This is a genomic window from Buchnera aphidicola (Acyrthosiphon lactucae), from assembly GCF_005083565.1.
Lineage (GTDB): Bacteria > Pseudomonadota > Gammaproteobacteria > Enterobacterales > Enterobacteriaceae > Buchnera > Buchnera aphidicola_AH.
The window spans coordinates 444,882-457,427 of record NZ_CP034891.1 but is presented as its reverse complement, the minus strand read 5'-3'; the positions used below and the strand labels follow the sequence as shown (position 1 = coordinate 457,427).

The 12,546-nt window shown below is 24.5% G+C and carries 10 protein-coding genes and 3 tRNA genes; 7 read left to right on the top strand and 6 right to left on the bottom strand.

Going from position 1 to position 12,546, the window contains the following annotated elements; genetic code table 11:
* Positions 1–474, top strand: a complete 474-nt coding sequence (ispF, locus tag D9V61_RS02130) for a 2-C-methyl-D-erythritol 2,4-cyclodiphosphate synthase (RefSeq protein WP_158339592.1) — start codon at positions 1–3, stop codon at positions 472–474.
* Positions 475–571: 97 nt separating this feature from the next.
* The gene (locus D9V61_RS02125) at positions 572–1,570 is read left to right on the top strand and encodes a peptidoglycan DD-metalloendopeptidase family protein (protein WP_158339591.1); all 999 of its coding nucleotides are present in this window, start codon (positions 572–574) and stop codon (positions 1,568–1,570) included.
* Between the two features lie 155 nt (positions 1,571–1,725).
* On the opposite strand, the gene eno is transcribed toward D9V61_RS02125, so the two are convergent.
* The 3 genes from eno to glnS form a co-directional block, all read right to left on the bottom strand.
* Positions 1,726–3,030, bottom strand: a complete 1,305-nt coding sequence (gene eno, locus D9V61_RS02120) for a phosphopyruvate hydratase (protein WP_158339590.1) — start codon at positions 3,028–3,030, stop codon at positions 1,726–1,728.
* A 28-nt stretch (positions 3,031–3,058) separates the two neighbouring features.
* Complete coding sequence (locus D9V61_RS02115) at positions 3,059–4,696, bottom strand: CTP synthase (protein WP_158339589.1); 1,638 nt, start codon at positions 4,694–4,696, stop codon at positions 3,059–3,061.
* Positions 4,697–4,898: 202 nt separating this feature from the next.
* Positions 4,899–6,584 (bottom strand): glutamine--tRNA ligase, encoded by a 1,686-nt coding sequence (gene glnS, locus D9V61_RS02110; protein WP_222837031.1) that lies wholly within the window; start codon positions 6,582–6,584, stop codon positions 4,899–4,901.
* Between the two features lie 96 nt (positions 6,585–6,680).
* On the opposite strand from glnS, the gene D9V61_RS02105 reads away from it, so the two are divergent.
* From D9V61_RS02105 to rpiA, 4 genes are all read left to right on the top strand, one after another.
* Positions 6,681–6,757 (top strand) — tRNA-Met (locus D9V61_RS02105).
* A gap of 10 nt (positions 6,758–6,767) precedes the next feature.
* A tRNA-Leu gene (locus D9V61_RS02100) sits at positions 6,768–6,849 on the top strand.
* Between the two features lie 42 nt (positions 6,850–6,891).
* A tRNA-Gln gene (locus D9V61_RS02095) sits at positions 6,892–6,966 on the top strand.
* A gap of 155 nt (positions 6,967–7,121) precedes the next feature.
* Positions 7,122–7,781, top strand: a complete 660-nt coding sequence (rpiA, locus tag D9V61_RS02090; protein ID WP_158339587.1) for a ribose-5-phosphate isomerase RpiA — start codon at positions 7,122–7,124, stop codon at positions 7,779–7,781.
* A 159-nt stretch (positions 7,782–7,940) separates the two neighbouring features.
* On the opposite strand, the gene D9V61_RS02085 is transcribed toward rpiA, so the two are convergent.
* Positions 7,941–8,678: a 16S rRNA (uracil(1498)-N(3))-methyltransferase gene (locus D9V61_RS02085; RefSeq protein WP_158339586.1), complete on the bottom strand. Its 738-nt coding sequence runs from the start codon at positions 8,676–8,678 to the stop codon at positions 7,941–7,943.
* Between the two features lie 5 nt (positions 8,679–8,683).
* The gene (locus tag D9V61_RS02080) at positions 8,684–9,382 is read right to left on the bottom strand and encodes an endonuclease (protein ID WP_410049993.1); all 699 of its coding nucleotides are present in this window, start codon (positions 9,380–9,382) and stop codon (positions 8,684–8,686) included.
* 305 nt (positions 9,383–9,687) lie between these two features.
* Here D9V61_RS02080 and metK point away from each other — a divergent pair, with 305 nt between their 5' ends.
* Complete coding sequence (metK, locus tag D9V61_RS02075; RefSeq protein WP_158339584.1) at positions 9,688–10,827, top strand: methionine adenosyltransferase; 1,140 nt, start codon at positions 9,688–9,690, stop codon at positions 10,825–10,827.
* Positions 10,828–10,959: 132 nt separating this feature from the next.
* Here metK and gshA read toward each other — a convergent pair whose 3' ends face one another.
* On the bottom strand, positions 10,960–12,516 hold the full coding sequence (gene gshA, locus D9V61_RS02070; protein WP_158339583.1) for a glutamate--cysteine ligase: 1,557 nt from the start codon (positions 12,514–12,516) through the stop codon (positions 10,960–10,962).
* Between the last annotated feature and the right edge of the window lie 30 nt (positions 12,517–12,546).

Below are 12,546 nucleotides of genomic sequence, written 5' to 3'. Positions count from 1 at the left end.
ATGAGGATTGGATATGGTTTTGATCTTCATTCTTTTGGAAGTAAAAAACCATTAATTATTGGTGGTGTTTTGATTCCTTATAAGAAAGGTTTAATTGCTCATTCAGACGGTGATTTATTAATACATTCTATAATAGATGCATTATTAGGTGCTGCTGCAATGGGTGACATTGGTACTTTTTTCCCAAGTGACAATAAAATGTATAAAAATATTAATAGTAGAATACTTTTAAAAAACATTTGGACAAAAATTAGATTAGAAAATTATAATATATCTAATATTGACGTTACTATTATTGCAGAAGATCCAAAAATGTCACCTTATATATTTTTCATGAGATCAAATTTATCATTAGATCTTAATATTAAAATAGATAATATTAGTATTAAATCTACCAGCTCTAAAAAAATAGGATGTATTGGAAGAAAAGAAGGAATTGCCTGTCAAGCGATTGCCATGCTTATAAAAAAATAAAAAATATATTTAAATAGATACAATATTCTTTTAATTTTTTAAATATATAACAATATTATATAAAAGAATTTATGTTTTTATTAAATGGATAAAATTAATGCAATTAAAAAATTTTTTATTTAAATTGTTTTTTTTATTATTTTTATTGATTTCTTTAGATAATTTTGCTTTTGGATTATCTAAAAATTATTATAATTTTCATTTTAATAAGAAATATATAAAAGATTTTTTATTTTTAAAAAAAAATGAATGCTTTACATTTTTAAAATCTCAAAAAATATTTTTTTTTAAAAAAGAAAAAGTTTTTATCGGTAATAATAATTTTATTGGTTTTTTTCAAGAAAATAGGTTTAAAATATTTTATATTGTAAAATCAAAAGATACTCTCTATTCTATTGCCAAAAATTCTGGTTATAATTATAATGAATTATCTAATTTTAATGCTATTAAAAAACCTTATAAGATAATTGTAGGTCAAAAAATATGGATGGGAGATTTTTTCATTAACAAAAATAAAAATAATTGTTCTATTGTAAACTTAAAAAATGATACTATAAAAAAATATGGTTCTTGTGAATTTATTTTTAAAACACCATTGAATATTAAAAATTTTTTAAAAAACAATATCAAATCAAATAAAATATGTTTTTTTTGTAATGAGAAATTAAAAAAAAATAATATTTTTCCACATTTAAAGTCTTTTTATTTTTCTAATAATTGGTATTGGCCAGTTAAAAATACAAATATTCAGTATTTTTACAATAAAAAATTAGATAATAAAAAAATAGAAATTTCTGGTTTTAAAGGACAACCTGTTTTTTCTGCAGCTACAGGCGAAGTTGTGTGTGTTACTAATTTATTTAAAAAATATGGTCAATTAATTATTATTAGGCATAATAAAAATTATCTTAGCATTTATGCTTTTAACGATTCAGTTTTAGTAAAAGAAAAAGATAAAGTATATGCAAAACAACAAATTGCTACAATGGGATTGTCATCAGATACTAATTTGCCCCAACTTTATTTTGAAATACGTTATTTAGGAGAATCTATAAATCCATTAAATGTTCTACCTAAAATTCATGCAAATATCTAATTTATTATATTTTTATAATCTAAATTAAACTAGATATAGTTTAAAAAATAAAGATAAAAGAGTATATAGAATTTTTTTTTATTTTTATCTTCTTAAATAAGAAACAGGCATATTATAAAAAATACCTGATTCTTTTTAATAGATTATTTTTAAATTTATGATATTGATTTAATTTCTTTTAAACCATAAAAAGGAGCATTTTTTCTACCTAAATTTTCTTCAATTCTAATTAATTGATTATATTTTGCAGTTCTATCAGATCGACTCATAGAGCCAGTTTTAATTTGTCCTGACGATGTTCCTACAGACAAATCAGCTATTGAAGCATCTTCTGTTTCACCTGAACGATGAGAAATAATAACACCATAATTTGCTTTTTTTGCCATTTTTATCGCTTCAATAGTTTCAGTTAATGTACCAATTTGATTTAATTTAATGAGTATAGAATTAGCAATTCCTTTTTTTATGCCTTTTTTTAAAATACTAGTATTGGTTACAAATAAATCATCTCCTACTAGTTGCATTTTATTACCTAGTAAATTTGTTTGATATAAAAATCCTTCCCAATCTGACTCATCTTGTCCATCTTCAATTGAAATTATTGGATATTTTTGTGATAATTTTTCCAAATAATGAGTAAATTCTTCAGAAGAAAAATAAATATTCTCTCCCTTTAGTCGATATTTTTTCTCATTTTTGTCATACAATTCTGATGCAGCACAATCTATTGCTAATTTTATATCTTTTCCTAATACATATTTAGTTCTATGTATTGCATCTTGAATAATATTTAAAGCTTCTTCATTAGATTGTAAATTTGGAGCATATCCACCTTCGTCTCCTACTGTTGTACTCATTCCTTTTTCTTTTAACAATTGTCCTAATGTATAAAATATTTCACAACCTATACGTATAGCTTCTTTTATTGTTTTTGCACTAATTGGTTGAATCATAAATTCTTGAATATCAATATTATTATTAGCATGTTTCCCTCCATTAATAATATTAATCATTGGTAGTGGCATAGAAAAAACACCTGGTGTATCGTTAATTTCTGCAATATGTTCATATAATGGCATTCCCTTAGATGCAGCAGCTGCTTTTGCAACAGCTAAAGATACAGATAAGATTGAATTTGCACCTAATTTAGATTTATTGATTGTTCCATCTAAATTAATCATAATGCTGTCAATATTACTTTGATCTTTAGCATTTTGATTTTTTAATGCATAAGATATTTTTTCGTTTATTAACGAAACTGCTTTTTTTACTCCCTTTCCCATGAATCTATTTTTATTTTTATCTCTTAATTCTATAGCTTCTAAAGAACCTGTAGAAGCCCCAGAGGGAGAAGAAGCTAGCCCAACAAAACCACCTTCTAAATGTACTTCAGATTCTACAGTAGGGGTGCCTCGAGAATCTATAATTTCACGAGCTATAATTTTTATAATTTTAGACATGTTTAGCCTTAATATCTTTTAAAATTTTTTATGTAAAATTTTTTTTGTGTTTTCCTGCTGATTTTATAAAATCTATAAATAATGGATGTCCATCACGTGGTGTTGAAGTAAATTCAGGATGAAATTGACACGCTAAAAACCATGGATGATTAGATAGTTCTATAATTTCTACTACATTATTTTTTTTTGAACGTCCTGTCACTTGTAACCCAGCATCTTCTATTTTTTTTAGTAGAATATCATTAACTTCATATCGATGTCTATGTCTCTCTATAATAATCTCTTGATTATATAGTTTTCGAGATAAACTATTTATTTTTAACCTACAAGGTTGACTACCTAACCTCATAGTACCACCTAATTTTATATTATTTTCTTTTTTGTTATAACGTTTATACGAACTATTATGCCAGTTTTTTATTAAATCAATAATAGGATATTTACATTTAGGATCAAATTCTGTTGAATTTGCTTCTTTGATTCCAACAACATTTTGTGCAAATTCTATAATTGCTATTTGCATACCTAAACAAATTCCAAAATATGGAACATTATTTTCTCGTGCGTATTGTATAGATAATAATTTTCCTGTAATACCCCGATCGCCAAAACCTCCAGGTATTAAAATACCATTGAGATTTTTCAAAATTTCAAATTTTTTATTTTCTATATCTTGAGAATTAATTAATTGTATATTAACTTTTATTTTATTTTTAAAACCTGCATGTTTGAGAGCTTCTATAACTGATTTATATGCATCAGGTAATTTAATATATTTCCCAATAATTCCAATGTTAATACTATTATTATAATTTTTTTCTGCAAAAATTACTTCTTCCCATTCTTTTAAATTGGCTTCAGGAACATTTAATTGAAAATATTCGCAAATATAATCATCTAATTTTTGATTTTTTAATAATTTTGGTATTTTATATATTGAATTAACATCTTTTAAAGATATAACAGCATTAACTGGAACATTACAAAACAATGCAATTTTTTTTCTTTCATTAAGCGGTACTGTGCGTTCAGAACGACAAATTAAAATATCTGGTTGTATTCCTATTGAAAGTAATTGTTTTACTGAGTGTTGAGTAGGTTTTGTTTTTATTTCACCTGCTGTAGAGATATAAGGAACTAGTGTTAAATGTATATATATAACATTTTTTCGTCCAATATCAACTGCCATTTGACGAATTGCTTCTAAAAATGGAAGAGACTCAATATCGCCAACAGTGCCACCTATTTCTACAAGAATAATATTATTTTTTTTTGAGCATAATATAATTCTTTCTTTAATAGCATTAGTGATATGAGGTATTACTTGAATAGTAGCACCTAAGTAATCACCTCTTCTTTCTTTTTTTAAAACTTGAGAATAAACACCACCTGTAGTAAAATTGTTTAAACATGTCATTTTAGTATTAATAAAACGTTCATAGTGACCTAAATCTAAATCTGTTTCAGAGCCATCTTCAGTAACAAATACTTCTCCATGTTGAATGGGACTTATTGTTCCAGGGTCTACATTGATATATGGATCTAGTTTTATAATTGTTATTTTTAGGTTTCGTGCTTTTAGTATTGCACCTAATGAAGCAGCAGCAATACCTTTCCCTAAAGATGAAACTACTCCACCAGTAATAAAAATATAATTTTTAGTCATGCTAAATATAAAAATATTAGTTAAAATGAATAAGTGTTTAATTTAAAATATTTAATTATGATATTAAATCATAAAATATAGTTGTTAATATAAAATTTTTTATAAGAATATATATATACTATTTTTACTTGATTGTATTTCAATTTATAATATATCTTTAAGATTATATACTGATAGTCATTATTAGTAATGTTTTTTTGTTCTAATTTTTTTTTGAATTCCATATATCGCGTAAGCTAACAGTACGATTAAATATTAAATAATTTTTTTTAGAATCTATATTATCTATGCAAAAATAACCAATTCTTTCAAATTGAAAAAATAATTTTATATTATCATTGATTTTTTTTTGTATTGTTTCTCCTATTTTTTTTTCTATAAAGCCATTTTTTTTTATTAAAGATGCTGGATTGATGTAAAATAAAAAATTTTTTTGTTGTTCTGGATTTTTTATATTGAATAACTGACTATATAATCTAAATTCTGCTGGAATCGTATTGTTTACTGAAATCCAATGGATTACAGGAGGGTTTTTATTGTTTTTTGGTTTTTTACCTAAAGTATGTAAATCACAATAACATATTATACTAATAATGTTATTGTCTTTATCTTTTTCTATTTTTTCTGCTGTAATTATATAAGAATATCTTAGACGTATTTTTTCTCCAAGTTTTAATCTTTTGTATTTTTTGTCGTATTTTTCCTTAAAATCTGAACGTTCAATATATATAGTATTAGTAAAAATAATTTCATGAGTACCCATTTCAGGATTATCAGGATGATTCGGAACTATAAATTTTTCTTTATGATTTTGATCTAAATTATATAAAAAAACTTTAATTGGTTCTAGTATAGCCATAGTACGTATAGCAGTCTGATTTAGCTCTTTTCGAATACAATATTCTAGCATTCCAAATTCTATTAAATTATTTTGTTTAGTAACACCGATTTTTTGACAAAATTCTTTAATAGAAGATGGCGTATATCCTTTTCTTCTTAATCCAGAAAGTGTAGGTATTCGAGGATCGTCCCATCCTTTTATTATATTTTTATCAATAAGTATTTTTAATTTTCTTTTAGATAAAATTGAAAATTCTAGATTAAGTCGAGAAAATTCATATTGTTTAGGATGGTGTGTAACACTAGTGTGCTTTAAAATCCAATTATATAAACATTTATTATCTTGAAATTCTAATGTACATAATGAATGAGTAATTCCTTCAATAGAATCAGACAGACAATGAGCAAAATCATACATAGGATATATGCACCATTTTTTTTTAGTCTGGTGATGTTTAGTGAAAATAATTCGATATAAAACAGGATCGCGCATAATAATAAAAGAAGAACTCATATCTATTTTAGCACGTAAACATGCTTCTCCTTCAGAAAATTCTCCTTTTTTCATTTTTTGGAAAAGTTCTATGTTTTCCTTAATTGTTCTATTTCTATAGGGACTATTTTTACCGGGAGTATTTAAAGTCCCTCTATATTCACGTATTTGTTCTTTGTTTAAGTGATCTACATAAGCTAAACCTTTTTTAATTAATTCTTGTGCATATTGATATAATTTTGAAAAATATTCAGAAGAATAGCGAATTTCCCCATACCATTTATAACCTAACCAATTAATATCATATTTTATAGAGTCAATATATTTTATATTTTCTTTTAGTGGATTTGTGTCATCAAATCGAAGATTACATTGTCCTTTATATAAATGTGCAAGTTCAAAATTTAAACATATTGATTTGGCATGACCAATATGAAGATATCCATTTGGCTCAGGTGGAAAACGAGTACGAAAAGATAAATCTTTATTTTTATTAAAATCTTTATTAATAATTTGACAAATAAAATTATTATTTTTTATTTTAGTATTCATTATATTCCTAATATTATTTTTTTAATTAACATAATTGTGTTGATTATTCAATTTATATATTATAAAATATATTTTTATTATATAAAAATATTTTTATTAGGCTACGTAGCTCAGTTGGTTAGAGCACAGCACTCATAACGCTGGGGTCATGGGTTCGATTCCCGTCGTAGCTACCATTTTACTAAAGCGGGAGTGGCGAAATTGGTAGACGCACCAGATTTAGGTTCTGGCACCGAAAGGTGTGCGAGTTCAAATCTCGCCTCCCGTATATTTCTTACAATAATAAAAATATTAAAATATATTATAATTATGGGGTATAGCCAAGTGGTTAAGGCACCGGTTTTTGATACCGGCATCCCTGGTTCGAATCCAGGTACCCCAGCCACTTTAAAAAAGCATTTTTTTTATTTTAAATTTAAAAAAATATTAAAATTATAGTTTAACATTATTCATTCAATATATAATATTGAATTATTAATTGAATTAGATTAAAAATCTACTATTTTCTATTTTATTAAGAATAAAAAAATTCTTTATATCATGAATTTAAATGAACTAAAAAAAAAAGCGGCATGGGCCGCATTAGATTATATTCATCCTGGTACTATTATTGGAGTAGGAACTGGTACAACTATTTTTTATTTTATTGAAGCTTTAAGTACAATAAAAAATTTAATATATGGGGCAGTTTCTAGTTCTAATTCTTCTACTGTATTATTGAAAAAAAAGGGTATAGAAGTATTTAACTTAAAAAATTTTAGTTCACTTAATATTTATGTTGATAGTGCTGATGAAATCAATAGTCGTATGCAAATGATTAAAGGTGGAGGCGGTGCTTTAACTAGAGAAAAAATTATTGCTAAAATCGCAAAAAAATTTATTTGTATTATTGATAAAACAAAAAAAGTAGATGTTCTGGGAAAATTTCCTCTACCTGTTGAAATCATTCCTATGGCCTTTTCTTATTTTTTGCAGGAAATGGTAAAAATTGGAGGAATACCGAAATATCGGAAAAATTTTATCACAGATAATGGTAATATAATTATAGATGTATATAATTTATCTATAAAAGATCCTATATCAATGGAAAAAAAAATTAATTCATTACCAGGAGTAGTAACAGTAGGTTTATTTGCTTCTAGAAGTGCCGATATTATTTTAATTGGAAAAAAAAATGGAATACAAACTATCAAAAAATAAAATTTTTTCAGTAAACATATAAAACTATTTTCACTCTTAATCATGTAGAAATATTCTCTTATAATAATTAAGAGCCAATATTTTTATATTTAAAAAAATAATAAAATAATTTTTAAAATTATAAATAAAAACTAAAAATAGTAGAAAAATAATATTTTTCTAAAAATCGCCAAATTTTGTTTGCAATGCAGTAATTGCTGCAATAGAAGCTGTTTCTGTTCTTAAAATTCTAGGTCCTAATCTCATTGAAATAAATCCATATTTAATAATTTTTTGAATTTCATCAGCTGAAAAACCTCTTTCAGATCCAATTATTATTCGAATATATTTAATAGGTTTTATTAAATGATGAATTGTTAATATCGATTTCGGGTGAAAAACAATTTTTATATCGTTATATTTATTATTTTTACACCATGAAAAAATATCTGTAGGATTTTTTATTTTAGGAAGAATATTGCGATTACACTGTTGACATGCAGAAATTGCTATTTTTTTCCAACGTTGTATTTTTTTAGATATATTTATATTTTTTTTTTGAAAATAGCTATTTTTAAAAAATAATGGTGTGACAATATTAATACCCATTTCAGTAGATTTTTGAATAGTAAAATCCATTTTTTCATTTGTCGAAATAACTTGTCCTAAATGAATATGAATTGGGGATTCAATATTTTTTAATTTATTTTCAATGATTTTAATTTCAATTTTTTTCTTAGAAATATATATTATTTGAGCTAAAAAAATATAGTTAGTATCATTAAATATCTCTAATGTATCTTGAATTTTCATTCTTAAAACTTTTTGAATATAATGTACGTTTGATTCTGATAAAACATAAATATTATTAATATTGAAAGAATCTTGCATATATATTCGTGGAATATTTTTATTCATATTTTTTATTTTTTATAACACTTTTTATAGATATAATTGTTATGATTACCTTGTATCTTAAATATTATTTTTTCTCTTTCACATTCCCATTCTGTTACAGGAAATTTTCTATCCCATTTCAAAAATATTTTTTTTTCTTGTTTAGATAAAATAATATTGTATTTTTCACTCATATAAAAATAAGTTCTAGCTATAGTACCACGGGCTCTTTCAGGTGGTTCTGCTATTTTTTTTTGAAAATCTATTTTCATATTACATCTTCCATATTGTGAAATTTTATTTTTTAATTCACCATACATAAAATTAGAACGATCCCCATTTATTTCTCCAATAGCTGGTTGTAAATTATGAAGATCAGATTCAATAAATTGATATATTTTATTAGAGACACATTTTTTACGACCTCCTTTTTTCCAACATTTTTTCTGATGTCCAAATTGCCATGCTGGTACTACATGTTCCCATTCAATTCTTGTTGCACGATTTTTGTTTTTTCGAATTTTATATCCACAAGAATATAGATTAGGAATTCCTTTTTTTTCTTTCCAAATAATTTTGCATCCACAATAAAAAGAACCTGGTGCATTTTTGTGAATTTGAATTGCTGTAAGTTTTGCTTGGTAGAAATTTTTTATAGTATTTTTTTTTAAATAACTTTTTTGATACGAAGATAAAAAAAAAACGTAGTAACTATAATAATAAATATTTTTTTTATCATTTTTATTTATTCTGTTTTTAAAAAATAAATTTTTGTAATATGTTTTTGTTAAAAATTAAAAACATCTGTTATTTTTTCTTATTTTAAAAATATACTATATTTCATATATTAACAATAAATATCTAGTTATAAGTTTTTATTTTAAAAAATATTGTAATACAGTAATATTTTATTGTAAATTTAAAAAATATAAATCTTAATATATTTTATATTCGATTTTTTATATAAAAAAGATTTTGAATTTCTAAAGAATATAGAAATAAAATTATTTTTAAACAAGGTAGATAGAATATGACTGAATATCTTTTTACATCTGAATCAGTTTCAGAAGGTCATCCAGATAAGATTGCTGATCAAATTTCTGATGCTTTACTTGATGAAATACTTAAACAAGATCTTAAAGCACGAGTTGCTTGTGAAACTTATGTTAAAACAGGTATGGTTTTAATTGGTGGAGAGATTTCAACAACTGCATGGGTTGATGTCGAAGAAATTACTCGAAATACTATCAATAATATCGGTTATATTAATTCTGACGCTGGATTTGATGCTAATTCGTGTGCGGTTTTAAGTGCAATCGGTAAACAATCACCTGATATCAATCAGGGTGTAAATCGTCTTAATCCTTTAGAACAAGGAGCTGGAGATCAAGGGATTATATTTGGTTATGCTACTAATGAAACTGAATTTTTAATGCCAGCACCTATTACTTATGCTCATCTTTTAATGAAAAAACAATCTGAATTAAGAAAAAAAAACATTTTGCCTTGGTTAAGACCTGATGCTAAAAGTCAAGTTACATTTAAATATAATAATGGGAAAATAATAGGAATAGATACTGTAGTTTTTTCTACACAACATGGAGAAAACGTTTCTCAAAAACAGTTAAAAGAAGCAGTTATGGATGAAATTATTAAACCAGTATTACCCAAAAAATGGTTAAAAAAGAATACAAAATTTTTTATTAATCCTACCGGTAGATTTGTTATAGGGGGACCTATGGGAGACTGTGGTTTGACTGGCCGTAAAATTATTGTTGATACTTATGGAGGTATGTCTAGACATGGTGGAGGTGCTTTTTCTGGTAAAGATCCTTCAAAAGTGGATCGTTCTGCAGCATACGCTGCTAGATATGTAGCTAAAAATATTGTGGCTGCTGGATTAGCTGATCGTTGTGAAATTCAACTTTCATATGCTATTGGAATAGCAGAACCTATTTCTATTATGATAGATACTTTTAGAACTGGAAAAATAAGTAATAGTTCTTTAATTTTTTTAATTCGTAATATTTTTGATTTACGTCCGTATGGATTAATTAAAATGCTTGATCTTCTTCAACCTATTTATTTAAAAACAGCAGCATATGGGCATTTTGGGAGAGAGGAATTTCCCTGGGAAAAAATTGATAAAGTAGACGAATTATCTCAATAAAATTAACAGAATAATTCTATAATTTACAAATCAAATACTTTAAAAATATTTTTTTATAAATAAAATAGTACATTTAATATGAAAGATTATATTAATGTTTTACATACATCCCATGTTTTTAACATGGGAAAATTATTTATTTTTTATATATTCTTCAAAAGTTAATCTGTCTTCTTGTTCTATTTGTATTTGTTTTTGATGAGAACGTATAGTTTCTTTTTCTAAATTTTTTTTATTTATATTTAAGTAGTTTTCGTTAATAAATTTTTTATGATATTTATTAGCTAAAGATAAACCTGTTTTTTTCATACCCTTTTGAATTAAAAATTTTAAACATTGAGCAGAATAGGTTAAATCTGGATTTTTAAAAAATAGCTTTATTTCTTTGCATGCTGTTTGATATGATAGATCATTTGAATTATAATCAAGTATTAAAGCAATTTCGTATAAATCTTTAAATATAACATTGCTTATTTCAATTAATGTTTTTGTTTCTTTTTTAGTATTGATATAAATTTTTTGATTTGGTTTTCTTCCTTCATAAATTATTCTTTCCCAATTTTTGGTTATTAATAGAAAATCTATTTTATTAATTTTAGGGGAATCAACTAAAGTACACCAAATCAAAAATAAATCTAATAAAAGTATTTGATTTTTACTTATTCCTATAGGTGAAAATGGATTAATATCTAAAGAACGTATTTCAACATATTCAATGCCTCTATTTTTTAACGCTTCTAAAAGTGATTCACCATTTTCTGTTTTTCTTTTAGGTCTTATTTGAGTATAAAGTTCGTTTTCTATTTGCAAAAAATTAGTATTTAATTGTTTAAAATTACCATATATGTCTTTTAGTCCTATATTAGTAAATTGTCTTGATGGTGTTTCAAGAGCATTTTTTAATGATTCAGTATATTGATGAAAATCATTAAACATAATATTTAGATCTAAAATTTTTGTATTAGTATATCCAAGATCACTCAGTCTTAATGAAGTAGACCATGGTAAATAAAATATATTTTCTTTATTTTTTTTAAATTTATATTTTTTTTTTGTATTTTTTAAAAAACATGATGATATTGCAGGTGATGATCCAAATAAATAAGGAATAATCCAACCAAATCGGTAATAATTTCTAATTAAATGTAAATATCCTGATGAAATGTAATCGGAATTATTTTCTTTGTTTTTATTTTTGTTCCAATTTTCCCAAAATGATAAGGGTAATGAAAAATTATAATGTACACCTGAAATAGTATTTATCAAATCACCATAGCGATTTTTTAAACCTATTCTATAAGTGTTTTTCATTTTTCCAAGATTAGATTTTCCGTATTGAGCTATTTGGATATTTTTTTTCTTATTAGTAAGATAAGGTATACTAAAAGGCCACATACGTTCATTCTTTATTTTTGATGCTGTAAAACAATGAAGATCTGTTAAGAAAGATAATAAATAATCTATATTATCACTAGTAGGTGTAATAAATTCTAATAAATTTTCGGCAAAATCAGTAGTTATCCATTTATGAGTTAAAGAAGATCCAATTGAGTATGGATGTGTTTTTTGAGAAAAAATTCCATTTTTTTGAATTCTTAAAGTTTCACGTTCAATTCCTCGAAAAATACCTTTTAACATTTTCGGATTTGCTTTTAACCAAGCAATTTTTTTCGAGATATCTTCTATCAATTTTATCTCCTGATCTAAAATATTGAAATA